The sequence below is a fragment of the Pseudomonas sp. BO3-4 genome (genome assembly GCF_034044115.1).
Lineage (GTDB): Bacteria > Pseudomonadota > Gammaproteobacteria > Pseudomonadales > Pseudomonadaceae > Aquipseudomonas > Aquipseudomonas alloputida.
Genome location: NZ_CP139018.1, coordinates 2,739,525 through 2,766,385 on the forward strand (window position 1 = coordinate 2,739,525; position 26,861 = coordinate 2,766,385).

33 protein-coding genes and 3 pseudogenes are annotated in these 26,861 nt (G+C 61.9%); 14 read left to right on the top strand and 22 right to left on the bottom strand.

Annotated features, from left to right (window positions below; translation table 11 throughout):
- Positions 1-4 precede the first annotated feature (4 nt).
- From REH59_RS12680 to REH59_RS12700, 5 genes are read left to right on the top strand one after another with little or no spacing between them, the layout of a single operon-like run.
- Positions 5-685: a TenA family transcriptional regulator gene (locus tag REH59_RS12680; RefSeq protein WP_014860469.1), complete on the top strand. Its 681-nt coding sequence runs from the start codon at positions 5-7 to the stop codon at positions 683-685.
- The gene (locus tag REH59_RS12685; protein ID WP_004576501.1) at positions 672-1,478 is read left to right on the top strand and encodes an SDR family oxidoreductase; all 807 of its coding nucleotides are present in this window, start codon (positions 672-674) and stop codon (positions 1,476-1,478) included. Before REH59_RS12680 ends, REH59_RS12685 begins: the two co-directional genes overlap by 14 nt.
- The gene (locus REH59_RS12690) at positions 1,475-2,116 is read left to right on the top strand and encodes a hypothetical protein (protein WP_003254032.1); all 642 of its coding nucleotides are present in this window, start codon (positions 1,475-1,477) and stop codon (positions 2,114-2,116) included. The genes REH59_RS12685 and REH59_RS12690 overlap by 4 nt, the downstream gene beginning before the upstream one ends.
- A gap of 2 nt (positions 2,117-2,118) precedes the next feature.
- Positions 2,119-2,781 carry a response regulator gene (locus REH59_RS12695; RefSeq protein ID WP_014860470.1) on the top strand — a complete coding sequence of 221 codons (663 nt, stop codon included), beginning with the start codon at positions 2,119-2,121 and terminating at the stop codon, positions 2,779-2,781.
- Positions 2,778-4,142, top strand: coding sequence for a sensor histidine kinase (locus REH59_RS12700; protein WP_014860471.1), 1,365 nt, complete (start codon positions 2,778-2,780; stop codon positions 4,140-4,142). The genes REH59_RS12695 and REH59_RS12700 overlap by 4 nt, the downstream gene beginning before the upstream one ends.
- Before the next feature lie 12 nt (positions 4,143-4,154).
- Here REH59_RS12700 and arsH read toward each other — a convergent pair whose 3' ends face one another.
- Genes arsH through REH59_RS12720 form a run of 4 tightly spaced genes read right to left on the bottom strand, consistent with a single transcriptional unit; the run spans position 4,155 to position 7,021 of the window.
- Positions 4,155-4,856 (bottom strand): arsenical resistance protein ArsH, encoded by a 702-nt coding sequence (gene arsH / locus REH59_RS12705; RefSeq protein WP_003254027.1) that lies wholly within the window; start codon positions 4,854-4,856, stop codon positions 4,155-4,157.
- A 13-nt stretch (positions 4,857-4,869) separates the two neighbouring features.
- A complete protein-coding gene (locus tag REH59_RS12710; protein WP_003254026.1) occupies positions 4,870-5,340 on the bottom strand; it encodes an arsenate reductase ArsC in 471 nt (156 codons plus the stop codon).
- A gap of 28 nt (positions 5,341-5,368) precedes the next feature.
- Positions 5,369-6,652 carry an arsenic transporter gene (locus REH59_RS12715; protein WP_014860472.1) on the bottom strand — a complete coding sequence of 428 codons (1,284 nt, stop codon included), beginning with the start codon at positions 6,650-6,652 and terminating at the stop codon, positions 5,369-5,371.
- A 21-nt stretch (positions 6,653-6,673) separates the two neighbouring features.
- Entirely contained in the window at positions 6,674-7,021 is a 348-nt protein-coding gene (locus tag REH59_RS12720; RefSeq protein ID WP_003254021.1) for a metalloregulator ArsR/SmtB family transcription factor, read from the bottom strand.
- A 212-nt stretch (positions 7,022-7,233) separates the two neighbouring features.
- On the opposite strand from REH59_RS12720, the gene REH59_RS12725 reads away from it, so the two are divergent.
- Positions 7,234-7,407 carry a hypothetical protein gene (locus REH59_RS12725; RefSeq protein WP_019751183.1) on the top strand — a complete coding sequence of 58 codons (174 nt, stop codon included), beginning with the start codon at positions 7,234-7,236 and terminating at the stop codon, positions 7,405-7,407.
- Positions 7,408-7,486: 79 nt separating this feature from the next.
- Entirely contained in the window at positions 7,487-7,714 is a 228-nt protein-coding gene (locus REH59_RS12730; RefSeq protein ID WP_003254020.1) for a hypothetical protein, read from the top strand.
- 19 nt (positions 7,715-7,733) lie between these two features.
- Here REH59_RS12730 and REH59_RS12735 read toward each other — a convergent pair.
- A pseudogene (locus REH59_RS12735) lies at positions 7,734-7,832 on the bottom strand (hemerythrin domain-containing protein); the annotation flags it as partial.
- Between the two features lie 169 nt (positions 7,833-8,001).
- Positions 8,002-8,859, bottom strand: a complete 858-nt coding sequence (locus tag REH59_RS12740) for a glucose 1-dehydrogenase (RefSeq protein ID WP_014860473.1) — start codon at positions 8,857-8,859, stop codon at positions 8,002-8,004.
- 194 nt (positions 8,860-9,053) lie between these two features.
- Here REH59_RS12740 and REH59_RS12745 point away from each other — a divergent pair, with 194 nt between their 5' ends.
- The gene (locus tag REH59_RS12745; RefSeq protein WP_047602983.1) at positions 9,054-9,578 is read left to right on the top strand and encodes a hypothetical protein; all 525 of its coding nucleotides are present in this window, start codon (positions 9,054-9,056) and stop codon (positions 9,576-9,578) included.
- Positions 9,579-9,649: 71 nt separating this feature from the next.
- On the opposite strand, the pseudogene REH59_RS12750 reads toward REH59_RS12745, so the two are convergent.
- The 4 genes and pseudogenes from REH59_RS12750 to REH59_RS12765 all read right to left on the bottom strand — a co-directional run.
- Positions 9,650-9,774, bottom strand: a pseudogene (locus REH59_RS12750) (protease); the annotation flags it as partial.
- 93 nt (positions 9,775-9,867) lie between these two features.
- On the bottom strand, positions 9,868-10,560 hold the full coding sequence (locus REH59_RS12755) for a DUF421 domain-containing protein (RefSeq protein ID WP_320450578.1): 693 nt from the start codon (positions 10,558-10,560) through the stop codon (positions 9,868-9,870).
- A 95-nt stretch (positions 10,561-10,655) separates the two neighbouring features.
- A complete protein-coding gene (locus REH59_RS12760) occupies positions 10,656-11,426 on the bottom strand; it encodes an SDR family NAD(P)-dependent oxidoreductase (protein WP_014860476.1) in 771 nt (256 codons plus the stop codon).
- A gap of 78 nt (positions 11,427-11,504) precedes the next feature.
- Positions 11,505-11,996 carry a DUF1543 domain-containing protein gene (locus REH59_RS12765; RefSeq protein WP_014860477.1) on the bottom strand — a complete coding sequence of 164 codons (492 nt, stop codon included), beginning with the start codon at positions 11,994-11,996 and terminating at the stop codon, positions 11,505-11,507.
- Between the two features lie 158 nt (positions 11,997-12,154).
- Here REH59_RS12765 and REH59_RS12770 point away from each other — a divergent pair, with 158 nt between their 5' ends.
- From REH59_RS12770 to REH59_RS12790, 5 genes are read left to right on the top strand one after another with little or no spacing between them, the layout of a single operon-like run.
- Positions 12,155-12,691, top strand: coding sequence for a chalcone isomerase family protein (locus REH59_RS12770; RefSeq protein WP_014860478.1), 537 nt, complete (start codon positions 12,155-12,157; stop codon positions 12,689-12,691).
- Positions 12,692-12,693: 2 nt separating this feature from the next.
- Positions 12,694-13,230, top strand: a complete 537-nt coding sequence (locus REH59_RS12775) for a DUF3833 domain-containing protein (protein WP_003254010.1) — start codon at positions 12,694-12,696, stop codon at positions 13,228-13,230.
- Complete coding sequence (locus REH59_RS12780; protein ID WP_012052724.1) at positions 13,227-13,532, top strand: DUF6482 family protein; 306 nt, start codon at positions 13,227-13,229, stop codon at positions 13,530-13,532. Before REH59_RS12775 ends, REH59_RS12780 begins: the two co-directional genes overlap by 4 nt.
- 8 nt (positions 13,533-13,540) lie before the next feature.
- Positions 13,541-15,067 (top strand): cryptochrome/photolyase family protein, encoded by a 1,527-nt coding sequence (locus REH59_RS12785; protein ID WP_014860479.1) that lies wholly within the window; start codon positions 13,541-13,543, stop codon positions 15,065-15,067.
- Positions 15,064-15,246 (top strand): DUF2256 domain-containing protein, encoded by a 183-nt coding sequence (locus tag REH59_RS12790; protein ID WP_003254007.1) that lies wholly within the window; start codon positions 15,064-15,066, stop codon positions 15,244-15,246. Before REH59_RS12785 ends, REH59_RS12790 begins: the two co-directional genes overlap by 4 nt.
- On the opposite strand, the gene REH59_RS12795 is transcribed toward REH59_RS12790, so the two are convergent.
- The 7 genes from REH59_RS12795 to REH59_RS12825 all read right to left on the bottom strand — a co-directional run bounded on the left by REH59_RS12795 (position 15,184) and on the right by REH59_RS12825 (position 20,690).
- Positions 15,184-15,672: a DUF2878 domain-containing protein gene (locus REH59_RS12795; RefSeq protein ID WP_014860480.1), complete on the bottom strand. Its 489-nt coding sequence runs from the start codon at positions 15,670-15,672 to the stop codon at positions 15,184-15,186. The genes REH59_RS12790 and REH59_RS12795 overlap by 63 nt on opposite strands.
- Positions 15,672-16,934, bottom strand: a complete 1,263-nt coding sequence (locus REH59_RS12800; RefSeq protein ID WP_003254005.1) for an SAM-dependent methyltransferase — start codon at positions 16,932-16,934, stop codon at positions 15,672-15,674. The genes REH59_RS12795 and REH59_RS12800 overlap by 1 nt, the downstream gene beginning before the upstream one ends.
- Complete coding sequence (locus REH59_RS12805) at positions 16,909-17,718, bottom strand: DUF1365 domain-containing protein (protein ID WP_014860481.1); 810 nt, start codon at positions 17,716-17,718, stop codon at positions 16,909-16,911. The genes REH59_RS12800 and REH59_RS12805 overlap by 26 nt, the downstream gene beginning before the upstream one ends.
- Positions 17,715-18,962 (bottom strand): NAD(P)/FAD-dependent oxidoreductase, encoded by a 1,248-nt coding sequence (locus REH59_RS12810; RefSeq protein ID WP_014860482.1) that lies wholly within the window; start codon positions 18,960-18,962, stop codon positions 17,715-17,717. The genes REH59_RS12805 and REH59_RS12810 overlap by 4 nt, the downstream gene beginning before the upstream one ends.
- Positions 18,963-18,968: 6 nt before the next feature.
- Positions 18,969-19,721 (bottom strand): SDR family NAD(P)-dependent oxidoreductase, encoded by a 753-nt coding sequence (locus REH59_RS12815; protein WP_014860483.1) that lies wholly within the window; start codon positions 19,719-19,721, stop codon positions 18,969-18,971.
- Positions 19,718-20,140 (bottom strand): nuclear transport factor 2 family protein, encoded by a 423-nt coding sequence (locus REH59_RS12820; protein WP_003254001.1) that lies wholly within the window; start codon positions 20,138-20,140, stop codon positions 19,718-19,720. The genes REH59_RS12815 and REH59_RS12820 overlap by 4 nt, the downstream gene beginning before the upstream one ends.
- A gap of 103 nt (positions 20,141-20,243) precedes the next feature.
- Positions 20,244-20,690 carry a PAS domain S-box protein gene (locus REH59_RS12825; protein WP_012052718.1) on the bottom strand — a complete coding sequence of 149 codons (447 nt, stop codon included), beginning with the start codon at positions 20,688-20,690 and terminating at the stop codon, positions 20,244-20,246.
- A 153-nt stretch (positions 20,691-20,843) separates the two neighbouring features.
- Between REH59_RS12825 and REH59_RS12830 the strand changes: the two genes are divergently transcribed.
- Positions 20,844-21,731, top strand: a complete 888-nt coding sequence (locus tag REH59_RS12830; protein WP_014860484.1) for a MerR family transcriptional regulator — start codon at positions 20,844-20,846, stop codon at positions 21,729-21,731.
- 165 nt (positions 21,732-21,896) lie between these two features.
- Here the strand turns inward: REH59_RS12830 and REH59_RS12835 are convergent.
- From REH59_RS12835 to REH59_RS12855, 5 genes and pseudogenes are all read right to left on the bottom strand, one after another.
- Positions 21,897-23,533, bottom strand: a pseudogene (locus REH59_RS12835) (mechanosensitive ion channel family protein).
- A 67-nt stretch (positions 23,534-23,600) separates the two neighbouring features.
- Positions 23,601-23,960, bottom strand: coding sequence for a cupin domain-containing protein (locus tag REH59_RS12840; protein WP_014860486.1), 360 nt, complete (start codon positions 23,958-23,960; stop codon positions 23,601-23,603).
- The gene (locus REH59_RS12845; RefSeq protein WP_234410154.1) at positions 23,957-24,550 is read right to left on the bottom strand and encodes a GNAT family N-acetyltransferase; all 594 of its coding nucleotides are present in this window, start codon (positions 24,548-24,550) and stop codon (positions 23,957-23,959) included. The genes REH59_RS12840 and REH59_RS12845 overlap by 4 nt, the downstream gene beginning before the upstream one ends.
- A gap of 188 nt (positions 24,551-24,738) precedes the next feature.
- Entirely contained in the window at positions 24,739-25,698 is a 960-nt protein-coding gene (locus tag REH59_RS12850; protein WP_014860488.1) for a ribose-phosphate diphosphokinase, read from the bottom strand.
- Between the two features lie 95 nt (positions 25,699-25,793).
- Complete coding sequence (locus REH59_RS12855; RefSeq protein ID WP_014860489.1) at positions 25,794-26,783, bottom strand: universal stress protein; 990 nt, start codon at positions 26,781-26,783, stop codon at positions 25,794-25,796.
- Positions 26,784-26,861 lie beyond the last annotated feature (78 nt).

Sequence of the window (26,861 nt, forward strand, 5' to 3'; positions counted from 1 at the left end):
CACAATGTCCTTTTTCGACACCCTGCAAGTACAAACCGCCCAAGAGCGTCAGGCGCTGTTCGCCGTACCGGTGATCCGCGAAGCGCTGGCCGGCCAGGTCAGCCTGGACAGCTACGTCGCCTTCCTGACCCAGGCCTATTACCACGTGCGCCATACCGTGCCGCTGATGATGGCCTGTGGGGCTCGATTGCCGCTGCGGCTGGAGTGGCTGCGCGGCGCGGTCTGCGAATACATTGAAGAGGAATACGGCCACGAGCAGTGGATCCTCAACGACATCAAAGCGTGCGGCGGTGACTGGGAGGCCGTGCGCGATGGCCAGCCGGTGCAATCCATCGAGCTGATGGTCGCCTACCTGTACGACCTTATCGCCCGTGGCAACCCGGTTGGGTTGTTCGGCATGGTCAACGTGCTTGAAGGCACCAGCATCGCCCTGGCCACCCAGGCGGCGGGCGTTATCCAGAACACATTGGCACTGCCAGACCAGGCGTTCAGCTACCTCAGCTCGCACGGTGCGCTCGACCAGGAGCACATGGTGACCTACAAACAGTTGATGGACCGCCTCGACGATGCCGGTGACCAGCAGGCCGTCCTCCACGCGGCCAAGGTCGTCTACCGCTTGTACACCGAGATGTTCCAGGGCTTGCCGCATGCCGGGCAGCAAGAGGTGCACCATGCGTTTGGCTGAGTCCGTGGTGATCCTCACCGGCGCCAGTGGGGGCATAGGCCTGGAGCTGGCTGAACAGCTCTGTGCTGCCGGTGCCCAGGTGTTGGCCGTCAGTCGGCATATGGGCAAGCTGGCTGGCCTGATGAACCGGTACCCTGATCGTCTGCGCTGGCAGGAGGCCGACCTGCGCAGCCCGTCAGGGCGCGAACATGTCATCGAGCGGGCACGCGAGATGGGGGCTGTCAATGTGCTGATCAACGCGGCTGGCGTGAATCGCTTCGCTCTGCTCGACCAGCTGGATGAGTATGCGCTGGACGAGCTATTGGACATCAACCTGAAGGCACCCTTGCAACTGACCCGGGCCTGCCTGCCGTTGCTGCGTGCTCAGCCCAAGGCGTTGGTGGTCAATGTCGGGTCGACCTATGGCTCGATCGGCTACCCCGGCTACGCCACCTACTGCGCCAGCAAGTTTGCGCTGCGTGGTTTTTCGGAAGCGCTGCGCCGCGAGTTGGCCGACACCACGGTGAACGTGCTGTATGCCGCCCCCCGGGCGACCCGCACAACGATGAACAGCAGTGCTGCGACTGCGCTCAATCAAGCGCTGAAAGTTGGCATGGACGACCCTGCGGACGTCGCCCGTGCTGTGCTCGAGGCGGTGCAATCCGAGCGCACCGAGCTTTATCTGGGGTGGCCGGAAAAGCTCTTCGTGCGTATCAACGGGATGTTGCCGGGCATAGTCGATCGCGCACTGCGCAAGCAACTGCCAGTCATTCGCCGCTATATCGGTAGCCACTCCAAGGAGTCGAACAAATGAAGCGTCTGTTCATTGCCAGCTTGCTGGCATTTGCACCCTTCACCTGGGCATTGGACCAGGCAGGCAGCCAGCGCCTGAGTGATCTGCAGCAGCGCTGGGCGCAGATTCAGTACCAAATGCCCAAGGACACGCGTGCCGACGCCTTCGAAAAGCTGGCAGGCGATGCAGCAACGTTTGTTCATCAGTATCCGGGCACACCTGAACCCTTGATCTGGGAGGGCATCATCAACAGCAGTTGGGCGGGGGCGACGGGTGGCCTCGGTGCACTGGGCAAGGTCAAGGCGGCGAAAGCCAGCCTGGAGCAGGCCATGAAGCTGGACCCCAACGCCCTGCAAGGTTCGGCCTACACCAGCCTGGGCACGCTGTATGACCAGGTGCCCGGCTGGCCTATCGGTTTCGGTGATGCCGAAATGGCCGACAAGATGCTGCGCAAAGCCTTGCAGATCAACCCCAACGGTATCGACAGCAACTATTTCTGGGCTGATCATCTGTATCGGCAAAAGCGCTACCCTGAAGCTACCGCCGCCCTGCAGAAAGCCTTGCAGGCACCGCCCCGGCCGGGGCGTGAGTTGGCTGACCAGGGCCGGCGTGCCGATATCGATGCTTTACTCAAGGCCATCAAGGACAAACAGGACTGAACATGCGGCTGTTGCTGGTTGAGGATGACATTGCACTGGGGGAAGGGATCTGCGACGGCTTGCGCCAGGAGGGGTACACCCTCGACTGGTTGTGTGACGGTGTCAGTGGCTTGCATGCGCTGCAACACGAGACCTTCGACCTGCTGATCCTGGATCTTGGATTGCCCCGTATGGATGGCCTCGAGCTACTCAGGCGATTACGCGCCGGCGGCGACAGCTTGCCGGTGCTGATCCTCACCGCGCGGGATGCCCTTGATGATCGCATTGCCGGCCTGGATGCCGGCGCCGATGATTACCTGGTCAAGCCTTTCGACCTCAACGAGCTCAAGGCGCGCTTGCGCGCCTTGCTGCGGCGCAGCGTAGGGCGCGCCAAGGTGCTGATCGAGCATGCCGGGGTCAGCCTGGACCCGGCCACCCAGCAAGTGCACTACAATGGCGTCGAAGTTGTGCTCACCCCCAAAGAGTATGTGCTGTTGCATGAGTTGCTGGCACATCCCGGCAAGGTATTCACGCGTGAGCGCCTCACTCAACTGCTGTATGGCTGGGATGAAGAACCGGAGAGCAACACGCTGGAGGTGAACATCTACCACCTGCGCAAGAAGCTGTTCAACGGCCTGATTCGCACGGTGCGTGGCATTGGCTATCTGGTCGAGGTCAAGGCATGACCTCGCTTCGCCAGCGCACGCTGTGGCGCGTGATGCTCTTGCTGCTACTCGGTACCGGCTTGCTCGCGCTCTATAACTACCACGACAGCAGCCACGAAATTAACGAGGTGTATGACGCGCACCTGGCCCAGAACGCGCGTTTGCTGCAAGGCGTCATGAGCATGCCGGTACAAGAGGGCTCGCGTGAGGCGCTGTATCAGGCCTTCAACGATGCCTTGGGCAAAGCAGGGCGGCATCAGGTGGGCCACCCTTACGAAAGCAAGCTGGCGTTCCAGGTCTGGGGAGAAGGCATGGCGTTGCTGGTGCATACACCCAGTGCGCCACCCATCGACCCACCACCCACTGCTCCAGGGTTCTACGACTTTTCCAGTGGCGGTGAACAATGGCGCGGTTTCGTTTTGCCGGTGCCGGAAAAGCACTGGCTTATCTGGGTGGGTGAGCGTGATGATGTGCGCTACGACCTGATCGACCGCATCGTTCGCCACACGCTGTTCCCGTTCCTGCTTGGCAGCCTGGCGTTGGCACTGCTGGTGTGGGCTGCGATCGGCTGGGGGCTGCGGCCACTGCAGAACATGGCCAATGTCATCCGCAGGCGCCATGCCGATTCGCTGGAGCCGCTGCAACTGGTACCGCTTCCCACTGAACTGGAGCCCATGCAGGCGGCCATCAATCGCTTGCTGGCGCAGATCGACGATCTGCTGCGGCGTGAGCATCGCTTCATTGCCGATGCTGCCCACGAAATGCGTACGCCTCTGGCCGTACTGCGGCTGCACGCGCAGAACGCGCTGGCCGCCAGCAATGATGCCGAGCGCGAGAAAGCCCTGGGCTTTCTTGTGGGCGGGGTCGATCGGCTGACACGGGTGGTCAACCAGTTGCTGACATTGGCCCGCGTTGAGCCAAAACTGGGGCAGCGAGCCAGCGCCCGTATCGACCTGGCCGAGGTCGTCACCGAAACCCTGGCTGAATTGACCCCATGGATACTGGACCGTGGCCTGGAACCCTCGCTGGACATAGGCGAAGGGGGCCTTCATCTGCAGGTCGACGCTGGCGCGCTGGGCATTGCGCTACAAAATCTTGTGTCCAACGCGGTAGAACATTCACCGCCTGGGGGGCGCATAGCCGTGTCACTGAGGCGCCTGGCCAGCCGTATCGAACTGGTCGTCGAGGATGAAGGGACGGGTATCGACGAGGAGAGCCTATCCCGTGTATTCGAACGCTTCTATAGCCGAAACAGCCCAAATGGTGCTGGCCTCGGGCTCTCCATCGTCACGACCATCATCGACCGTATGGGGGGGCAGGTACGCCTTGAAAACAGAGCGGGTGGCGGGCTGGCCGCTACCCTGTCGTTTCCACTGTCTTGAATCACGTTTGCGTCAGATGGATCGCTGATTGACCCGCTCAGACAGCTGCTCGGCGCTTTCCTTGCGCTCCGAATAGCGATCCACCAGGAATGCCTGGCGGTCGCGCAGCAGCACGGTGAACTTCACCAGCTCCTCCATGACATCAACCACGCGATCGTAGTACGGCGATGGCTTCATCCGCCCGGTGTCGTCGAACTCCAGATAAGCCTTGGGTACCGAAGACTGGTTCGGGATGGTGAACATCCGCATCCAGCGGCCCAGCACACGCAACTGGTTGACCACGTTGAACGACTGCGATCCGCCGCATACCTGCATCACGGCCAGGGTCTTGCCTTGGGTGGGGCGCAATGCCCCCAGCGCCAACGGAATCCAGTCGATCTGTGCCTTGAACACCGCAGACATCGCCCCATGGCGCTCCGGCGAGCACCACACCTGGCCTTCTGACCATTGCACCAGTTCTCGCAGCTCCTGCACCTTGGGATGCTCCACGGGGACATCGTCAGGCAGCGGCAGGCCCGACGGGTCGAAGGTGCGGGTTTCGGCACCGAAGTGCTCCAGGAGGCGCGCGGCTTCTTCTACCAGCAAGCGACTGAAGGAGCGTTCTCGGGTAGACCCGTACAGCAGCAGGATGCGTGGTTTGTGTTCGCTGGTCGGGGTTGCCGAAGGCGGCAGGTCGAACAGCGTGAGGTCGAGGTTAGGCAGTTGCTCGGACATGTTTTCTTCCTGTTCAAAGCGAGCCGATGCGATCCAGCGCGTGCTTGAGCTGCTCGCGGTCGAGTTGATCGAACGGCAGTGCGAAGAAGGCCTGGCAGCGAGATTCGATGCGGGCCAGTGTGGCGCGGAACGCCGCATCGACCGAAGCTTCGTCACCCACGACATCGGACGGGTCTTCCAGCCCCCAATGCGACTTCAGCGCAGGGCCGAAATACACCGGGCAGGCTTCGCCCGCAGCCTTGTCGCAGACGGTGATGACGATGTCGGGTGGGTTGCCCTCGAACGCATTGTTGCCTTTGCTGCTCAAGCCCTGGGTCGAGATATTGGCCTGCTGCAACGTGCTCAGGCTGCGTGGCAACACCTGGCCCTTGGGGAAACTGCCAGCGCTGACTGCCTCGAAACCGGGCGGTGCCAGGTGGTTGAACATTGCTTCGGAAAGGATGCTGCGGCAGCTGTTGGCCGTGCACATGAACAGGACTCGCATGGAGGGCTCCTCCGCTGGGGGGCGAATGTCAGAGACTCAGGCGCATTGCCAGAGCAGAAAGGGTGATCAGCAAAACCGGTACGGTGAGCAGCAGGCCGACCTTGAAGTAGTAACCCCAGGTGATGCGCATGCCTTTACGCGCCAGCACATGCAGCCAAAGCAGTGTGGCGAGGCTGCCAATCGGGGTGATCTTCGGGCCGAGGTCGCAGCCGATGACGTTGGCGTAGATCATCGCCTCACGTACCACGCCCTCTGCGCCGCTGGCCTGGATCGACAAGGCGCCGATCAGCACGCTGGGCATGTTGTTCATGACTGAGGACAGCAGCGCGGAGATCAACCCGGTGCCAATGGCCGCGCTCCACAGGCCCTGCTCGGCAAGCCTGTCCAGCAGGTGGGTGAGCATGTCCGTGAGGCCGGCGTTCTTCAGGCCGTACACCACCAGATACATGCCCAGAGAAAAAATCACCACCTGCCACGGCGCTTCCCGCAGCACGCGACGGGTTGAGATGCGGTGACCGCGAGCGGCCACGGCAAAGAGGATTGCGGCACAGACGGCGGCCACCGCACTGATCGGGATGCCCAGAGGTTCCAGTACGAACAGGCCTGCAAGCAACACCAGCAGCACCCACCCACCGACTTTGAAGGTGGCGTGGTCATGAATTGCCTCGCTTGGCGCCTTCAGCGCATCGAGCGCGTACTGCCTGGGGATATCACGACGGAAGTACAGAAACAGCACCAGCAGGGTGGCCGCCACGCTGGCGATATTCACCGGCACCATCACCGATGCGTATTCGGCGAAGCCCAGGCCGAAGTAGTCGGCCGAGACGATATTGACCAGGTTGGAGACCACCAGCGGCAGGCTGGCCGTGTCGGCAATGAAGCCTGCGGCCATGACAAAGGCCAGTGTCGCTGCAGGTGAGAAGCGCAGCGCGAGCAGCATCGACATGACGATGGGGGTGAGGATCAGCGCCGCACCGTCGTTGGCGAACAGCGCCGATACAGCGGCGCCGAGCAGTATGCAGAAGGCGAACAGGCGGTAGCCGCTGCCGTTTGCCCAACGCGCCACATGCAATGCGGCCCATTCGAAGAAACCGGCCTCATCCAGCAGCAAGCTGATGATGATGACCGCGATGAACGTGGCGGTGGCGTTCCAGACAATGGCCCATACGGCAGGGATGTCATGCAGTGAAACGGCGCCTGTAGCCAGGGCGATGATGGCGCCTAGCGCGGCGCTCCAGCCAACACCGAGCCCCTTGGGCTGCCAGATGACCAGTATGAGGGTGAAGACGAAGACAGCAATGGCGGGCAGCATGAAAATCTCGCTTGGTGATGATCAGCAGCAGACGGAATCACGCACGGGGCGACCGTCCATGTTCTTCAGCCGAAGGGCATTGTCAGCCAGCCATTGCGAATTGGCGTGCAAGGTGACCTGAAGCATTTCGTGAACCCAGGAAGGCAGTTCCGGATTCAGGCGGTAATACACCCATTGGCCCTGACGGCGGTCCAGCAGCATGCCAGTGCTGCGCAGTTGTGCCAGATGGCGACTGATCTTGGGTTGGCTGTCGTCCAGCGCGCACATCAGTTCGCAGACGCACAGTTCGCCCAGGCTGGCGATAAGCAGCGTGGCGCGAGCGCGGGTTTCGTCAGAGAGGCTCTTGAAGACATCGGGCGGTGTGATCATGGGGGTGCCTGTACATACGGAAAGCCGAATATACGTATTTCCATATGTTCGAGCAAGCATTCCTGGGCTTGTGCGCTTGCAGCTCACCATGGCCACGCCCTTCGGTCGACAAAAGCAGGGTTTTGGCAGGCTTCAGACGCTGATGGCACTGCAGGGTGTATAGTGCCTGCTCGGGTGACTGTCGTTCAGTGGCTCATAACCGAGAGGCCAACATGTCCCAGACGTACCCCAGCGCGGCCCAAAAAGCCCATGTGCGCATCTGCGAGCAGGTCGAAGCTTTCCTTCAGCATGGCGGCCGCATTCAGCAGGTAGCGATCGGTGTCACCGGCTACGCTGATGGTGTCTCCAGGGCGCAGTGGAAAAAAGAGCGAACGGCCAAGCCTTGAGGATGCCGGCAGTGTTTATCTGCCAGTAGGGGCCACACCATCAGAGCGCCGCGCGCGCTTGCTTGCCAGGGGCTCTCCCGTGGACGAAGAACCAAGCGATTTTTCGGTAGCCGTGTGCATCGGTATTTCCGAACAGCAAGTCACGTTGTACCGCCGTGAAACGTTCCATTTAGGTGATGGTTCATGGCTTGTGCATTTCGCGTTCTCCATGCCCAAAGAGCTGCGTCAGCAACTGACCGGCAGCTTCACATTGTTGTTGAAAGCCCCGCGAGCGTTCGGTGACGCTCGTTGGACCGATGAAGCTTGAACAGCGTAGCGGGGTGCCTGCGCGTTTTCACTGCTGAACCCTGGGTGGTCGCGCAGAGCTCTTCCAGCAGTTTCTTGACCAACTTATGGTCTTGAATCAGCAAATCGATAGCATTCATGGTGTCACCTCGTCGCGGGCGAATGAACAATGGCTTGCATGGAATTGAGTGACAGTGGGCGGCAGGGTTCAACGTCGATGATGGCTGGCAAAGCGCGCTTCGAGGTCACGCTGCGATTACGCGCTGCCAGAAGCCCCAAAGCCCGCGTATGCAGGCCTCGGCAGCACATTCAAAGGATAGGTTTGCCCCCCGTCACGGCGTACCGCGAACCCGAGATGTAGCTGGCTTCATCGGACCCCAGCAAGACATAGATTGGCGCCACCTCCACAGGTTGACCCGGCCGCCCCATCGGGTAACCGGAACCGAAGTTCCTCACGGCCTCATCAGGCATGGTGGCCGGGATCAGCGGGGTCCAGATCGGGCCGGGTGCGACGCTGTTGACGCGAATGCCCTGCTTGCCCAGCAATTGCGCAAGGCCTGCAGTGAAATTGGCAATGGCACCTTTGGTCGCGGCATAGGCCAACAGGCTGGGTGACGGGTCGTCCGAGTTGACCGAGCTGGTGTTGATGATCGAACCGCCTTTTGGCATCGAGGGCAAAGCGCGCTGGCAAATGCGGAAAATGGCGGTGATGTTGGTATCGAAGGTCTTCACCCATTCATCGTCGTCAATGTCGTCCAGGCTTTCATGGGCCATCTGGAACGCGGCGTTGTTGACCAGGATATCGATGCGACCAAACTGCGCCACGGTCTTGTCGACGATGTCATGGCAGTGCTGTTTCTGTGCCAGGTCGCCGGGTAGCAGCAGGCACTGGCGGCCCGCCGCTTTGACCCAGCGCGCGGTTTCCTGCGCATCGTCGTGTTCATTCAGATAGGCAATGGCAACGTCAGCGCCTTCTCGGGCATAGGCAATGGCCACCGCACGCCCGATGCCGCTGTCAGCACCGGTTATCAAGGCGATCTTGCCTGCGAGGCGATTGTTGCCGGTGTAGCTCTGCTCACCGCAGTCCGGATAAGGATCCATCCTGCGCTGGGAACCGGGAACGCTTTGCGGTTGGGAAGGGAATGGCGGGGTAGGGTAGTCGCTCATGCTGGAAGCTCCTGCAGGTTTGGAACGCTCATTCCCATTCGAAAGGCGCGCCAGGCCGGTGTTGAAGTGGATCTTCGTGCTGAGCGACGAGCGGTTGATGCACCCATTCCCAGTGAATTTTTACCCACCGCATGGCTCTACCGCTGACGGGGCTTGCTGGCATGGGTGAGGCCCACGTTATCAAGGAGTCTGCGGTGCCTCGAATCATCACGCCTTCCACGCCGGAACATGAGATCGATCAGACGAACGAGAGGATGTTCGGTACGCCCAAGGAGAGGCTGGATTTCTATCGACGCGAAATTCAGTATGAGACCACCATCCTGGCCAACCGTACCGACGCTTATCTTGCGGCCCAGTCGTTCCTGGTGATCGCCTACGTGTCATCGATGGGTAACCTGAACCAAAGCTGGGGCGAAATGTTCACCCTGATGGTCCCGGCTTTTCTCGCACTGCTCGGCGTGCTCAGTACACTGAATGCCTGGCCTGGCATCCGCGCGGCCTTCCGGATTATCGAGCACTGGCAGATGAAGCAGAGCCACCTGCTGCGCAGCGAGCCGATGATGGGCCTGGCCTATGACGAGTCGCCGCTGTTCTGCGAGGCCGAAACCTCTCAGGCGGGGCACCGCAAATCGCTGCTGTTTTCCTTGCGCACGCCCTGGATTTTCCTGTGCTTCTGGGTGTTGCTGGGCGGCTATTCAGTTTTCATCCAGCTGGCGTGATCAGTGCGTGCTGGTCGGCACCATGGGCGACCAGCACGCGCTGAACAGAAGCAGGGTCAGTCTGCCAGTGCCTCGCTCAGGATATCGACCACCGCGCCGCTGTTTTCCAAGGCATCACGCGGGCCGGTCAGTTCCACCTGTTCAAAGCCATTGGTGACCAGAAAGGCACGCGATTGCCGTTCAATTGTGCACTCATCATTGTGCTCCTCGTACTGACAGGACTCTCATAAGGGCCTGCAAACAGCAAGCAGAGTTCCTGCTCGATGCTTGGCGGTAGAGGGAAAACAGGCTAACGGTTGCGTACAGTCTCCAATGCAGGCGACCACACCGTATGACCGCAACGTGAACACGCCAGGGTGTCGTGAGGCTCATGGTAGGCCGGACAACCACAGCCCACGCAGCAATGCAAACCTGCGCCGGGCGGCGATGTGTACTCTGGGCGATGCTCGACCGGCAGCACTGACAGGCCGGGGCGTGTGTCTTGCTGGTCATAGAAATACAAACTGAGATCGCCATCGGTTTCCAGAAGGCCCAGTCGAACCTGGCCCAGGTGCTCGACACCTTGCTGGCGTAGCTCCATGAACAGCTCATTCGGTGAAATGTTCATGTGACGCAGCGAATGGACTTCGTACATGCCCTCTTTCACTACCGTAACCGGCAGCCCGTCGATCCAGGCCTCGCAGGTTCTGTCTCGCCTCATGAGGTAGACCGTTCCTCGGTAAAGCATGAACAGCGTGAGGAAAACCAAGGCCACCGGCAGCAGCGGTACATCTTCATAAAAGGTTACATCGCCGGCCGCTGAGCCCAGGGTGAGAATGACCACGAGCTCGAACCGGGACAGCTGTCTGATACCGCGCCGGCCACTGAATTTCAGAAAGAAGAACACGGCCAGGAAGGCCGCTGAAACACGCACAGCAACTTCCAGCAGAAAGGTAAAAGGAAAGTCGCCTATCAGCATCCGTTGCAGATCAAACGAAACCATTCGCTCCACCCTTCCTTCTGCCGTTGTCAGATAAAGGGTTGACCGTTCTCGCTCAGGGCTGGTTCATCGACTTGGCCTGGAGCTCTCCGCCCGCGTCACCAGGGAATCGGCGTGCCATCCCACGCCCAGAACGTTCCGCTCTGCGCCGGGCCGTGACGGCTCACAAGTGCCAGGATGCAGGTGGCGGCAAACGCGGGCGAGAACAGTTTGCCCGGCGGCACATTGCCCTGAAAGGGGCGGGAAAGCTGGGTGTCGGTGGTGCCGGGATGCAGTGCAAGTACCGTTGACGCGGGGTTCAGTCGCTTCAGCTCGATGCTTGCAGTGCGCAGAAGCTGATTGAGCGCGGCTTTGCTGGCACGGTAGCTGTACCACCCACCCAGGTGATTGTCGCCGATCGACCCGACCCGCGCCGACAAGGCGACGAAGGCCATCGGTTGCCGACGCAGCAGCGGCAGCAAATGCTTGAGCAGCAGAACAGGGGCGAAACAGTTGGTTGTGAAACTGCTCAGCAACCCCGCCATATCAAGCTGGTTCAGCGCTTTTTCAGCCCGTGCCGGGCCTTCTTGCAGCACGCCAAGCGTGCTGAAGACCAGGTTCAGCTGGTCGCAGCAGGCGCCCACCTGTGCTGCCAGAGTGTTCAGTGCCTGCTCGGACCGGGCGTCGCAGTCGAGGCGAACCAACCGTCGCCCGTGCTCTGTGAACAAGGTATCCAGCGCAGGGCTGGTGGTGGCTCGTCGCGAAACGGCGAACACCAGCCCGATGTCATCGCGCGCCAGCAACTGCGTGCACAATGCCAGGCCAATCCCTTCACTGGCCCCGCAGACCAGCACGTTGGCGGGTGTGTGAAGGTCGTTTATCAGGCTCATCGGAGTGTCCTCTTGGCTGGGCGCTGGTGCTTCGTCCTGTGATGCCTGCCAACGTTCTTGCACCTGGCAGGGGTGAGCTCACAGCAGGATATAGTCGCTGTACTGCCGTAAGCCGTCATGGGGCCCTTCGATCAAGTGCACGTAATGGCCGTTCACCCAGTCGATCGGCAGGCAATCGTCGACGTCCAGTACCGCGTCGGTATGCGGCTTGAGCCAGTCTGCCTGCAAGCGCTGCTTGCCCAGTTGCCTGGCCTCGGCCTTGTCCCTGGCCACCACCAGCAGGTAGCGGTGTGCCTCGCCAAACACCCCGGGCTCGTAGCCGCCAAGGTTGATGAAGAACAACCTGGGATCGTGTGGGCCAGGCGCTACCTGACTGAACGCGACGCGGTAGCGGTCAATACCGTCGACTTCCATCCATGCGTCGATGTGCAGGCCCGTTCGGCTTCCGAACCAGGCTTGGCGCAGATGTGGGTAGGCCTGTTCAAGTGAGTCCGCCTGCGCGAACAACACGTCGTGGACCTCGATATTGGCCCGTGGGTGGCGTCCACCGAGCATGACGACGTACAGCATGGGCAATTCCTTCTATCTCGACTTTCATGGGTGTTCGATAACGGGGCGCGAGGCTTGCAGAATGTGCATGCTGGGCATTAAAAACTATACATGGCTCGTCAAATATCTGTACAAGAGTCTACTATTGTATAGTATTTAACAAAGTGCTCGAGGTCAGAATGGCGCACCCTGCACGTTGGACCTGTCTGTGCCTGCTGCTAGCCGCCATGTCGTCGGCGGCAGACTGGCGCGCGGAGCTGCCTGCGGCGCAACGGCTGGGCGCCGGTGATTTCACCTGGTTCGGCCTGCGGCTGTATACCGCCCGGTTATGGGCAGTTGGCCCGGTTCAGGACTGGAGCCAGCCGTTCGCCCTTGAGCTGCTTTATCACCGTTCATTGTCCAGGGACACGCTGGTCAATGCCAGCCTCGAGGAAATGCAACGCCTGGGTGGCGGCAGCATGACGGCACAGCAACGCGCGGCATGGACCAGGGCGATTGAGCAGGCATTCGTGGACGTGAGCCCTGGCATGCGCATCACGGGCTTGTACCTGCCGGGGCAGGGTTGCCGCTTTTACGTCGACGGCAAACTGAGCCACGCGATCGACGATCCGGTGTTCGCCCGGGCCTTCTTCGCCATCTGGCTTGACCCGCGGGCCAGAGACCCCCAATTGCGTCAGCGGCTGCTTGGGCTGGCTGGCGATGACCGAGGAGCCTGAACATGTACAAAGCGCTGTTGCTGGCTGCCTGCCTGCTTCTGGGCAGTTGTGGCAATGTCGGTATCGAGCACTATGCCCAGGAGCAGCCGAAGCTGGACCTGGCGGCGTTCTTCTCGCGCCCGGTTCAGGCGTGGGGGATGTTCCAGAAGCGTTCCGGGGAGGTGGTCAAGCGCTTCCACGTGCGCATCGACAGCCGCCGCGAAGGTGAACGGCTGATCCTCGACGAACATTTTCTTTATAGCGATGGCACACGCCAGCAGCGTACCTGGACGCTGGTGCCGGACGGCCCCGGGCGCTGGCGGGGAACCGCGGGGGACGTGATCGGCGAGGCGCGTGGCGAAGTGGCGGGCAACGCGCTGCGATGGCGTTACCAACTGGACCTGCCGGTCGATGGGCGGCACTGGCAGGTAGACCTGGACGACTGGATGTACCTCATGGATGACGACACCCTGATCAACCGCTCGAGCATGAGCAAGCTGGGCGTTGAGATTGGCCAGATCACCTTGTTCTTCCGCCGCCTGCCAGAGGGCACACCATGAACCTGATCGCGCTGACCCAGCTGGTTTCGACCGGCGAAGCCAAGGAACTTGAACTGCTGTCGCTGGAGGGGGGCTTCTACCTCCTGCGCGCCCTGACCGACGCCGGCCCTGTGACATTGAGCGATGCCCAGGGGCAGCCCGTGCGCGTGCGCTCCACGACCGAACTGCGGCAGTTGCTGGTCGACCTGCCGCCGGTGCCCTGCATGCTGGTGCAGCAGGTGGTGCATGATGAGATGTGCGGGCAACGCGACGGCCCCATCGCGCCGCTGCGCGTACCGGTAACGCTCACCAGCCAGTGGTAGCCCGGACGATGCGCCTGGGCCTGGTGCTGGGTGACCAACTGTCGTTCGACCTGGCAAGTCTGGCGTCCCTTGACCCTGCTCGCGATGCGGTCCTGATGGCGGAAGTGGAGGGGGAGGCCCGATACGTACCGCATCATCCGCTGAAGATCATTCTCATCTTCAGCGCCATGCGGCATTTTGCCCAGGCCCTGCGTGAACGGGGTTGGCAGGTGCACTATGTCGAGCTGGATGCCGAGGGTAACAGCGGCAGCATCGTGGGGGAGTTGCGTCGATGGCAACAAGCCTTGGGCGCTACCCACATTCACTTGACCGAGTGCGGTGAGTGGCGCCTGGAGCAGGCCTTGCGTGATGCCGAGCTGCCGCTTGTATGGTTTCGCGACACGCGTTTTCTGTGCTCCCGTGAAGCCTTCGGGCGCTGGGCCACAGAACCTCGCCAACTGCGTATGGAGCACTTCTACCGTGGCATGCGCAAGCGAACCGGCCTGCTCATGGAGCCTGACGGCAGCCCGGCAGGTGGGGCCTGGAATTTCGATGGCGACAATCGCAAGCCATTGCCACGGCAGCTGCGTGGCCCGTTCGCTGCGCATTTCGCGCAAGACGACATCACGGCAGCGGTGGTGGCCTTGGTGCGTCAGCGCTTCAGCGACCACTACGGGGGCGTCGACGGTTTCGACTACCCCGTGACCCACGCCGAGGCACAACAGCTGTGGCAGCATTTTCTGGATTTCGGCCTGGCGGCTTTCGGTGACTACCAGGATGCGATGGCCGAAGGCGAGCCGTACCTGTTTCATGCGCGCATCAGTGCGGCGCTCAACATCGGGCTTCTGGATGTGCGTCGTTTGTGCGACGACGTCGACAAAGCCTGGCGCGAGGGGCGGGTGCCGCTCAATGCAGCCGAAGGCTTCATTCGCCAGTTGATCGGCTGGCGTGAATATGTGCGTGGCATCTATTGGCAGCGCATGCCGGCGTATGCCGGGCTCAATCACCTGAACAACGACCGGGCGCTGCCAGAATTCTACTGGACCGGGCACACCCGCATGCGCTGCATGGCCCAAGCCATCGGGCAGACCCTGCGGTTGGGCTACGCTCACCATATCCAGCGCTTGATGGTTACCGGCAACTTCGCCTTGCTGGCCGGTATCGTGCCAACCGCGATTTGTGAGTGGTACCTGGCGGTCTACATGGATGCCTTCGAGTGGGTCGAACTGCCCAACACGCTTGGCATGGTGATGCACGCCGATGGCGGCTACCTGGGGTCCAAGCCGTACTGCGCCAGTGGTCGTTATATCCAGCGCATGTCCGATCATTGCAAGGCTTGCAGTTACAGGGTCGACCAGGTAACCGAAGAGGAGGCCTGCCCGTTCAATGCCTTGTATTGGCATTTTCTCATTCGCCATCGCCCCCAGCTCTCGGCTAACCCGCGCCTGGCCCTGGTCTATCGCAGCCTCGATGGCATGCCCGCTGGCCGTCGCGATGCTGTGTGGCAACGTGGCCAGTCATTGCTGGCGCGGCTCGATGCGGGGCAGGCGTTATGAAAAAGAGCCTTCTGCCCAGCAAGGTTTGCGTGGTGTGTGGCCGGCCGTTCACCTGGCGCAAGCGCTGGGCACGCTGTTGGGAGCAGGTGCGCTACTGTTCCGAGCGATGTCGCCGGTCAGCGCCGCGCCGCGATGCGCGCCAGCAGGGGCAGGGCCAACGCCCATATCGGCATCAGTAGCAGGCCGGTTTCCAGCGCGCCCAAGGGCAAGGCGACACCTGCCAGCCTGGCGCCGCCTACGTAGGCCAGAGGGCCGCCAATCGCCCCCAGCAGTGCGCCGATTCGCCAGTGCCTGCCGGCCCATGCCAGGCTGTGACGCATCCCGCTGGCCAGCACCAACCACAGCAGCGCTAGCCACAGTGGCAGGGGCCAGGCGTCGAAACCGAACACCCCCAGTGCTCCCAGCACGCTGTCGAGCACACAGCCGATAAAGGTGACGCGCAACAGCGCCTTGACCTCGGCATGGATGTCCGGGCACAGGCGCAGGTGCACTGCCACGCCCGGAATCACCAGCAGCAACAGCAAAGGCCGCTCGGCCCCCAGCACGCAGACCCACCAGCCGGCTTGCAGCCAGAGGGCATTGGCGATCAGCCAGCGGCTGCGCATCAGGCACTGCCAGGCAAGGGCGCGCGGCGTGCCTGGGGTGCTGCCCAGAGCAGGTGCGCAACACCGATGGCGCGTTCCTCGAAACCGCCTTGGCAGTAGCAGAGGTAAAACTCCCACAAGCGCTGGAACATGTCATCGTAGCCAAGGTCCGTCAGCGCAGTGCGTGCCTGACGCAGGTTTTCGCGCCAGTGTCGCAGGGTGTGGGCGTAGTCCAGGCCAAAATCTTCCATGTGCACAAGGTTGAGGCCAGTGTGCCGGCTGGCGGTGTCGAGCAACACGCTCAGCGAAGGCAGGGCGCCACCGGGGAAGATGTACCGCTGGATAAAGTCGACCGAGCGCTGCGCCTGGGCATAGCGCTGGTCGCGGATGGTGATCGCCTGCAATAGCATCAGGCCTTCAGGTTTGATGAGCGAAGCACACTGGCGGAAATACACCGGCAGGTAGCGATGGCCAACCGCTTCGATCATCTCGATCGAAACCAGTTTGTCGAACGTGCCTTGAAGGTCGCGGTAGTCTTCGCGGAGCACTTGCACGCGCTGCCCCAGCCCCAAGGCCTTGACGCGCTCCAGGGTATGGCTGTACTGCGCCTCGGAGAGCGTCGTGGTGGTGACCCTGCAGCCGTAACGGGTGGCTGCGTGGATAGCGAGGCTGCCCCAGCCGCTGCCAATTTCCAGCAGGTGATCGTCAGGGCTCAGTTCGAGCTTCTGGCAGATGCGCTCCAGCTTGTGCAGCTGGGCCTGCTCCAGTGTTTGCCCCGGGTGTTCGAATTGCGCAGCCGAATACATCATGGTGGGGTCCAGCAGCCGCTCGAACAGGGCATTGCCCAGGTCGTAGTGGGCCAGAATGTTGCGCCGGGCTCCACGCTTGTCGTTGCGGTTGAGCCGGTGCAGCAGGCGCAGGGCAGGGCGGCCCAGGCGGGCCAGGCCGCCCTCGAGCGCGTCGAGCACTTCGAGGTTGGCGACGAACAGGCGGGTCACCAGCGCCAGGTCGGGGCTGCGCCAATAGCCGTGAATGTAGGCTTCGCCAGCACCGATCGAGCCATTGCCGGCGATCAGGCTCCAGGTGGCGTCATCGAGGATCTCCACCTCGGCCTGCAACGGGCTGTCGGCATCACCGAAACTCCACTGCTGCCCGTGGCTGAGCAGGCGCAGGTGGCCGTGACGCAGCTTGCCCAACTGGGCGAGCACGGCGCTTCGTGCCAGCCCGCCGAGCAGGGGCGCAAGGCCTGCGAACTTGCTAACGCTCAGGGTGGGATTTGACATCATCAAGGTCCTCGCAAGGTTGGCCGAGTGCCAGGTCACCCTGGCAGGTGGTGTGGTCGTGCACGGGGGTGCGTTTGAGTAACAGGCGAAGCGCTTGCCAGTAGATGGCCGAGACGGTGCGCAGGCTCATCCATGGGAAGTTCAGGACATACCGCCGTAGCGCTGCTCCATCCAGTGGCGTGCGGCGCAGGGCGAGGTCGGCCTCGAACACCTTTGTGCCGCCTTGCCAGTTCTGCATCTGAATGCGTACATGGTCCGTGTCCAGGAAGAAGCGCAGGCGATAGTCCATGTCCAGCGGCATGAACGGTGACACATGGAAGGCCTTTCCGACGCTGAAGGGCCTGGCAAGGTTGCCTTGCACCGGGAGCACGTAATGAAAGCGTTCACGCCAGGGCGTGTTGCGCACTTCCATCAGGATCGCGCTCAGGCACCCGTCGCGGTCATGGCAGAAATAGAAGCTCACCGGGTTGAACGACAGCCCCCAGCAACGCAGTTGCGTGAGCAGCTGTACCCGGCCTTCGGGCAGATGCCCTGTCGCCTGCCGGACCAGCAAGCGTGCAGCCTGGGCCAGCGATTCGCCTTGGCGGGTTTGGGCGGGCAGGTAGTCGGTCTCGCGCCAGCACAACGGCGCCAGGCGCCAGCGCCCCAGCCAGCGTGACAGGCCCATCAGCCAGGTTTGTTCGTCCAGGTCCAGGTAGAACATGCCGATCCGGTAGCGGAACGCGTGGACCCGCGGCGTCAGCCGTCGGTGGCTGATCCAGCCCAGGCAGAGGCTGCTGTTCACAGTTGCTCTCCGAAGTGCGCGGCCACCTTCAGTGCGCTGACCACCCCGTCTTCATGAAAGCCATTGCCCCAGTAGGCGCCGCAGAAGTAACTGTGCTGTTGCCCTTGCAGTTGCTCTTGGCACGCTTGCGCGGCGGACGCTGCAACGCTGTACTGGGGATGGGCGTACTGGAAGCGGGCGATGACCTGCGCCGGGTCTATCAGTGCGGTCTGGTTGAGGCTCACGCAGAAGGTTGTCGGTGCCTGGATACCCTGCAGAATGTTCATGTTGTAGGTCAGCGCGGCGGGAGCCCGCTCAGGGCCGCCCAGGCGGTAGTTCCAACTGGCCCAGGCGCGCTGGCGGCGTGGCAGCAGGCGGGTATCGGTGTGCAGCACCACGTCGTTGCTGGCGTAATCGATGGCGCTGAGTACGGCGCGCTCCTGGTTGCTGGGGCTTTCCAGCAGCGCCAGGGCCTGATCGCTGTGGCAAGCGAACACCACATTGTCGAAGCGTTCGGTGCCGGCCGCGCTCACGAGGGTAACGCCACCTTCGTCGCGGCTGACGCGGTAAACCTTGCAGTTGAGGCGGATGCGCTCAGCAAACGGTCGGCACAGCGGCGCGACATAGCTGCGCGAGCCGCCTTTGATCACCCGCCACTGTGGGCGTTGGTTGACCGATAGCAAGCCGTGGTTGCGACAGAAGCGCACAAAGAACTCAAGCGGGAAGTGGAGCATGTCTGCGCGAGACATCGACCAGATCGCCGACCCCATTGGCACGATGTAATGATCGATGAAGCGTTGCCCATAGCGGTTCGCTTGAAGGTAGTCGCCCAGCGTGGTGCTGGCATCGATACGCCGGTTGTCCAGGTCGGCCAGTGCCTGACGGTTGAAACGCAGAATGTCCCGGATCATCCCCCAGAACCCTGGGGACACCAGGTTGCTGCGTTGGGCGAACAGGGTGTTCAGGTCGTGGCCGTTATATTCCAGGCCCGTCATCGGGTCATGCACGGAAAAACTCATCTCGGTCGGCTGTGAAGGGACCTTGAGCTGGTCGAGCAAGCGGATGAAGTTCGGGTACGTCCAGTCGTTGAAGACGATGAAACCGGTATCTATTGCATGGCGCTGGCCTTTCCAGACCACATCAAGGGTGTGCGTGTGGCCCCCGACCCATTGCTCGGCCTCGAAAACCGTGACTTCGTGTTTGCGTGACAGCAAATGGGCGCAGGTCAGCCCCGCGATGCCACTGCCGATGATTGCTATACGCATGGATCATCATTCCTGTTCATGACGGGCGAGGCGTTGGCCCAGCGCCAGGCGCAGGCGCGCGGGCAGCGCCCCGAGCAGGCGCAACACCCAGGTGAAAAGACCGGGGAAGTTGATTTCCAGGGGGCGGCCGGGCAGGCGCTTGGCGATATGCCGGGCGGCACGCTGCGCAGACCACAGCTGTGGCATGGGGAAATCGTTGCGACGGGTCAGTGGCGTGTCCACGAAGCCTGGGCTCACCAGGGTGACCGCGATGCCTTCGCGAGCCAGGTCGATTCGCTGTGACTCCACCAGATAGCGCACTGCGGCCTTGGACGCGCCATAGGCGCCAGCGCGGGGCAAGGCCAGCCAGGTCACCGAACTGCCCATCACCACCAGGTGGGGGCGTTTGCCTGCGCGAAGCAAGGGCAGTGCCGCCGCCAGGCAGTAGCTGACGCCCAGCAGGTTGGTGCGCATGACGCGCTCGACCAACGCCGGGTCGAAATGCCCCGGCTCCAGGTATTCGCAGGTGCCGGCATTGAAAATGGCCATGTCCAGGCCCCCCCAGGCCTGCTCGATATGCGCAGCGATGCCGGCGACCTGCTCCGGGTTGTCAAGATCGCCAATGGCCAGCAATACCTGCCCAGGAAACCGTTCGGCCAGCGGGGCAAGGCGGTCGGCGTGGCGCCCGCCCAAGGCGACCTGGTGACCTTGTTCCAGGAGGATTTGCGCGAGCGCGGCACCGATACCGCTGCTGGCGCCGGTCAGCCAACAGCGGCTCATGCCAGCCTGCCTTTGAGCCAGCGGATCGCAGTGCCCATGACGGGAAGGTGCTCATAAAGCAGGGCACCGGCGTCGAAATAGTCCTGGTGAAAATGCACACGGTCGCGCCAATGCAGGCAGCTGCACCCTTGCAACGTGATCGGCTGGCCCCCCGCCAGGCGCGGGTGGCAAAACTGCAGTGTCCAACGCAGGTAACCTTGCCCGGGCTTTACCTCGTCGGCGCTGGTGAAGGCGTAGCGGATATCGGTGGCGTTGGCGTACAACTGCTCGAAGTAGGCGCGCAGGGCCTGCAGCCCCTGTATCTGGTGCAGGGGATCACGGAAGGTGACATCGTCGCTGTACAGTTTATCCAGCGTGTCGAGGCTCGCCCCATCAAGGCGGGCGAAGCGCTCGGCGAACTGCTGTAGGTACGCTGACATACTGGGCTCCAGGCAATCCTGTACAACATTGAATTGTTGTACAGGTATAACTGAAGCCTAAGCTTTTATCTATACAAGTCAACGTCCTTGTATAGGTTTTTTGTCAGCGCTTGGCCTGGCCCTGCTGCCGGCGCAGTTCTGCCACTTCAGCCTCCAGCTCGCGAACCCTTTCCTCGGCGAATATCTGCGCTGTGACATCGCGCTGGATGCCGATGTAGTAGGTTAGCTGGTCCGCCTCGTTGTGCACGGGTGTGATGGACAACTCGTTCCAGAACAGGCTGCCGTCCTTGCGGTAGTTGCGCAGCACCTGGCAGCAAGGGCGGCCTTCGCGGATCGCCTCGCGGATAATTGCGATGCCCGGCTGGTCGTGATCCTCGCCCTGAAGAAAACGGCAGTCCTGATAGAGGATATCGTCGGCGCAATAGCCGGTCAGGCGCTCGAAGGCCGGGTTGACGTAGATAAGGATGCTCTCATTGCCTTCCTGCTCGGCGACAACGATGCCATCGTTGGAATGTTCGACCATCAGTTGCAGGAGTTTTGCGTTGATCATGGGGCTCACCTACAGACACTTCGTATGCGATGTGCACCGAAGGCTTCCGTGCAGAAGCTTTTGGCGCCGTTTGTTGCATGATGAACCAAGGAGGCTCGCCGCAGAAGGTGCATCTGGGTTTAGAATGTATCACCCCTTGAATGACACCTCGTTATGACCGACGCCACCCCACCCGAATTGCTACCCATGCGCGATGTGGTCAGCCTGACCGGCATCAATCCGGTGACCTTGCGTGCCTGGGAGCGGCGTCATGGGTTGATACGCCCGCAGCGCACCGAGGGCGGCCATCGCTTGTACACGGCCCAGGATGTGCAGCGCATACGCGACATCTTGCGCTGGACCGCCAACGGCCTGCCCATCAGCAAGGTTAGCGACAGGCTCGCCGGCCAGCCTGAGGTGCCTGTGCAGCAGCCCTCGGCCTTTGACGATTGGCGCGCCGCCGTTGCACGCGCCTCCAGGGCATTCGATGCGCAGGCGCTGGAAGCTATCCATGGGCAGCTGTTCACACTCTTGCCAAAGGCCACGGTGCTGCGGGACGTGCTGATGCCGGTTTGGCATGAGCTGGCTTCAGGCACTGCACCAGGCCAGCGTAGCCAATGGTTGTTTCTCGATACGTTCTTGCGCGCCCGGCTGTTGCTGCGCTTGCAGATGAACCAGGCCGATGCGCCACGGGTGCTGCTGGCGGGTACCGAGGGGCAAGCCGAGTGCCAGGTATTGTGCGCCGGGCTGCTGTTGAGCAGTGAGCAACAACGCATCGAAGTGCTCGGCTGCGGGCAGCCGCTGGAAGAGCTCCCGCTGCTGTGTGCGGCGATGCAGCCTGCGGCACTGGTGATCGCGCTGCAGCCGCCGGTGAGCCCTGCCTTGGCCAAGCGCCTGCGCTCGCTGCAGATGGAAATTGATTGTCCGCTGGCCTTGACGGGCGAGGGGCTGGCCGGTGTGCAAGCGGCCTTGCACGGGCTGCCGGTATGCCTGCTGGACGAGCAGGGTGCTGACGTCGCGCGTGTGCTTGAGGCCTTGCTCAGGGGGGCGCTGGACGTTTGAGCTTGGTTCTGCGCCGTACTCAAAGTGGTTGGGTGCATAGCGGGTTGGGGATGGGGGCGCTGCTCGGCATGCTTTGGACCCAATCGGCCTCACCGTCTCCAATGTCCTGCTGGCGGTCTGTGGGCCGGTGATCATTGCGCTGACCGGCACCTGAGGCCTCATTGCTCACGCGGTGTTTTCAGGTTTGGACGGGGCCGCGTGCCACTGCTCCTTGGGCACCCATTTAGGTTGCTCGGGATCGCCCAGGTAGTGAGGCGACATGATTTGCACTCCATACTCGTTGAACACGTCCTGGATATTGGCGTGCAACAGGCTCAAAGCTGCGCGCGTGGCCTGGGCTCTGACGGAATGGCCTGGGCCACTAATCGATACTCGGGGTAGAAGTCCGACAGTGCCGTCTGGAATACCTGGGGCATGGGCGTTTGCAGCACGCCGTCGGTGCGCCGAGCCGCTTCCAGCAACATCGCCTCGACCTGACGCCACGGGGTGTCGTAGCCAATGGTCACCACGGTGTCGACCACATAGCCTGGCCCTTGCACGATTCGTGAGTAGTTCTTGGTCACCGAGCCGGTAATCATCGAGTTGGGAAGTGTCAGCACCTCGCCAAGCCCGGTGCGAATGGTCGTGGTGAACATACCCACTTCGGTCACCGTGCCCTCGTAATCACCCACACGTACAAATTCACCGACGCGCAGCGTGCGCGTGTAGGTGAGAATCAGTCCGGCGGCGCCTTGGCCGATGACACTGGTCGCCCCCAGTGAAACCATCAGACCGAGCAACACTGACAACCCCTTGAAGGCATCGGTACCCGAGCCGGGTAGATAGGGGTAGGCCATCACCAGGGCGAAGAGCCAGATCGCCAGCGACGTCAGGCGCATGGTCGGTTGCAAGGTTTCGGCGGTCAGCCATTTCAATGTGCCCGGGCGTGCCATGCGCCTTAGCACACGTTTGGAGAAAGCGCTGATGCCCCGGGCGATGAAGAAGATCGACAATGCAACGGCCAGGCCGGGCATGGCACGCAAAATACCGCTGATCAGGTAGTTGAGCAGCGCCATCAGGTGGATATTGAGGCTTTCCCCCCAAGACCTTGTGTAGGGGAACTGAGACAGCACGAAGCCCAGCCACTGGTAGCAGAACAACAACACGAGCAACCAGTACAGCAGCCAGAGAGAGCGGTCGATCAGGTAGTACAGGTTCTGCAGGTCGAACAGTTGCGTGTGGCCGACCTTGAGGCGCTCGGAGTGTTTGCCCATCAGTTTAGGCAGCAGTCCCAGGAGCTTGCGTCGACAGTAGCCTGCGGCCTTTACCAGCATGAAAAAGACCAAGGTTGCAGCAGCGCTGTAGCCTACCGCGGTGAGCAAGAACCGCAGGCTTCGCGCCTGGCGGGTTTCCTCGACGACAAGGCGCAGGTTCTCGGCGGCCTGCTCGGCGGCTTCGCCTGTTGTAATGGTATCGGCCGCAGCATCCAGTGGCGTCACGATGAATGCCCGGCGCCCGCCCAGCAGCACCAGGTAGCTGTGCAGGATAGGGTCGACGCGAACCTCCAGATCGTTTGTTTCCTGAAGCGTATCCTCGATGACCTTCTTGGCGCGCTGGGCACGCACCGTGGGTGTTTCGCCCAGCAGCGTCGCACGAAAGACCAGCACCGTGCGGTTGATGACGGTCAACGGTGCGGGTTCGGCAATCACACCCTCTATCTCTGGCCCAGGCTGAGGGGTGTCGGCATGGAGCAGGGGCGAGAACAGCAAGTGGATCAGTAGCATCAGCCCAGCAGCCCGTCCGAACCTGCGCTTGTTGCCCATTTAACAGCCCCTGTGCCGGCGTGTGGATTGCTACCAGCATAGTCGGCTTCAGCCAGCATTCAGTGGCTTAGTTCGCGGGCACGAGGATCACGAAGTTCTTCTTCATGTCTTCCACTACGGTCCATTTGCCCTTGGCGCCCGGTTCGATAATGAACGTGTCGCCAGCGGCCAGTGTGACCGGGGCGCAACCCTCAAGCTCGATGACGCAGCATCCACTCAGGACATGGCAGAACTCCCAGACTTTGTAGTCAATGCGCCACGCCCCGGTGCTGGCTTCCCATTCTCCGGAAATGCGACCTTGCTGTTCATCGTGATAGTACTTGGACGTCAGCGTGTGAGGGCTGCCTTCCAGGACTTCTTCAAAGAACGGAAGGTCGCGCAGCGGTTGGATATCCAGTTCGCGGAACACGGTCAGTTTCTGGTTCATGGCTGTTTCTCGAGCACGTTATGAGTAGGGCGATACATTAAATAGGCTTCACCGGTGACGCCCAGCATCGGGTGCGGAACGATCTGGCAGGTTTTAACAATTTGAAAACCATGACGTTCGTAGAAGCGGCGTGCACCGTGGTTTTCTGCGTAATCGATCAGGCACAACCCATCAAGGCCCGCGTCGTCAGCGCGCTGCTGGGCGTGGCGAAGAAACTGGGCGCCCAGCCCCTGGCTCCGCCAGTCCTCATCCAGCGCCAGGCTGGATATGTACAAGGTATCGGGTATTTCCATGTCGGAATAAGGCGCGAGGACGGGGTCGGTCTCGACTGGCCTGTCAGGCGTTGCGCGCAAGGCATAGCTATGCATCATGCCGATGACGCGCCCTTCAAAAGTGGCCATCAGGCAGTTCTTGTATGAAAAGTCGCCCTGTTCTCTGGCATAGCGAGACGCACCGACACTCAGCAAGGCTTCTCCAGGTGCGGCGAGCTTGCTCCATATGTAATCGGCCATGCCCTCCGATGTCAGTTGAAAGAAGCGCGCAATATCATGCGCGTCCGAGACTCGAGCGGGTCTGAAGTCGATAGGCATGCACAGTGCTCCCATGGTGCCGGGGGTCAGTTTTCAAGGGCTACGCCTTTGGCAGGGAGGCAGGGTAGACGGTTATAGCGGTTCCCATGATGCTCTGCGCGAACACCATCAGCATGGCCTGCGACACGCCTCATGGCCCGACCGATTTCAGGAGCAGGGACGCTCCGCCGTCGCCACCTGCGCCGGGGTCATGCGCCAGTGCCCGGGCGGTTGGCAAGCAACTCGGCGACCAAGGCGCTGGTATCGACGATATCCAGTTGCTCCAGGCATCGCACGGGCAGGCGAAAGGGGGCGATGCTGTCGGCCACCAGTACCCGTTCGAACGCGCCGCTGTCGAACAGCTCGCCACCGGTGGTGAACAGGCCGTGGGTGGCCGCGGCCAGTAGGCGGCTGGCTCCGGCCTGCCGGCAGGCCTGGGCAGCGCGCAGCAGCGTCTGCCCCGTGCTGATCAGGTCGTCGAACACAATGACGGTGCTGCCTGCCACGTTACCGACCAGGTGTTCGCCGCTCAGGCCTGCCTGCTGGCGGTGTTTTTCCATCATGGCCACCGAGACCGGGCGCGCCAGCAGGTGCGCCAGGACCTGGCGAAACTGCTCCGCGCGTTTGACGCCACCGATATCCGGCGACACCACCGTGACCGCCTGCTCACCGAGGAGCGGGGCCAGGCGTTGGGCGAACAGTGGGGTGCATTGCAGGTTCCAGCTCGGGATTCGGTAGGCGTTGTCGAAGGCGCTGGGGTTGTGCACGTCCAGCGCCACAATGCGGTCCACGCCGCAGCTTTCCATCAGCCGAGCCACATGGCGAGTGATGATAGCGTCCTGAAACTCCACCTTGCGGTCCTTGCGACCATAACAGAGGTAAGGCGTGACTGCCGTCACCTGGCGGGCAGCAGCGTCCTTGAGCGCGCCACAGAAGAACAACAACCGGCATAGCTTGTCATGCGCGCTGTGGTGCGCGTCACCATACAGCGAGTGGAAGACGATGACCGATCGACCGTCCACCGATTCGCCGGGCCAGCACTTGTGCTCTCCGTCCTCGTAGTCGCGCTCTTCATGTGCAGACAGTGTCCTGCCCAGGCGTTGCGCCACGGCATTCCCATAGGCCTGGCTGCCTTGCAGGGCGAACAGCAACGGCGGTGTGTCATTCATGCCCTGCGCTCCAGAGGTCGTTCACAGCGACATGAGCTGCATGGCACTGTGCGGTTTGATGAGTATCCAGTCGAGCATAGCCAGTGGGCGACCGTTCAACCGTGAATCGCCAGAATACTGGAGTGAACCTTGTACAGGGTTTGCTCGGTAGTACTGCCGACGACCTTGCTCACCCCCTCGTGGTAGAGCGTGCCCATCACCACCACATCGAAGCCTTGCTGGTTCGCGTACTCGCTGACCACGTTACGGGCAGCGCCCCGCACCAGGTGCAGGTGGTCTGGCTTGATGCCATAGTGGCCGCCGAACGTCGCCATGCGCTCGCGCGCACGACCGGACATTTCCTCGACCAGTTTGTCTGTCCAGGCCACGGGTGCGGCGGCATAGGCGACGAAACTGGCGCTGGGTTCGTAGGCCTGCAGCAAATGCAGCTGCGCCTTGCAGCGTTGTGCCAGTGCCTGTGCCGATTGCAGGATGTGGTCGTTGAGCTTGTCGATCACCGGGTCGTGCTCGACCAGATCAACGGCGACCAGTATGCGCGCTGGCAGCGTCGTTTCAGCCTGGGCTACCAGGTGCAGCGGGATCGGGCAGCGGCGTAGCAATTGCCAGTCCAATGGCGTGAGCAGGGCACGGCTCAAGGCGGTTTCGTGCTGGATGTCCTTGATCACCATCCCGACCCGGTGCAGTTGGGCCAGCCGGATCAAGTCCTTGAGCGGGTCTTGATCGTCCAGTGTCTCGGCGTAGGCGGTAATGCCCAGCTCGCCCAGCGCCTTGACCTGCTCAGCGAGCCAAGCCTTGCGATGCTCGGCGTCCTGCTTGCGGGCGTTTTTGCGTAGCACCTGGTCCAGGGTTGCCAGGCGCGAGGGCAATTGACTGAGCGCCACCAGGTGCAAGGTAGCACCTGCCGCACTGCTCAGCGCTTGAGCACGCGTCAGGGCAGGCGAAGGGTGCAGGTCTGGATGGCAGATCAGCAGCAGTCTTGAGTAAGTATTCATGATGGCCTCCACCGCGGTGGCAGCCTCGATGAAGGCCCACCGGTTCAGGCCAAGCGTGACGCAGTGGGGCTCGATGACCTTGATATTTATCAAGATTGGCTGAATGCGGTGTACTCATGACCGGGTCGCAGAGCTCGGCATGTTTCTCGCTGCGCATCAACACTGTTCGCT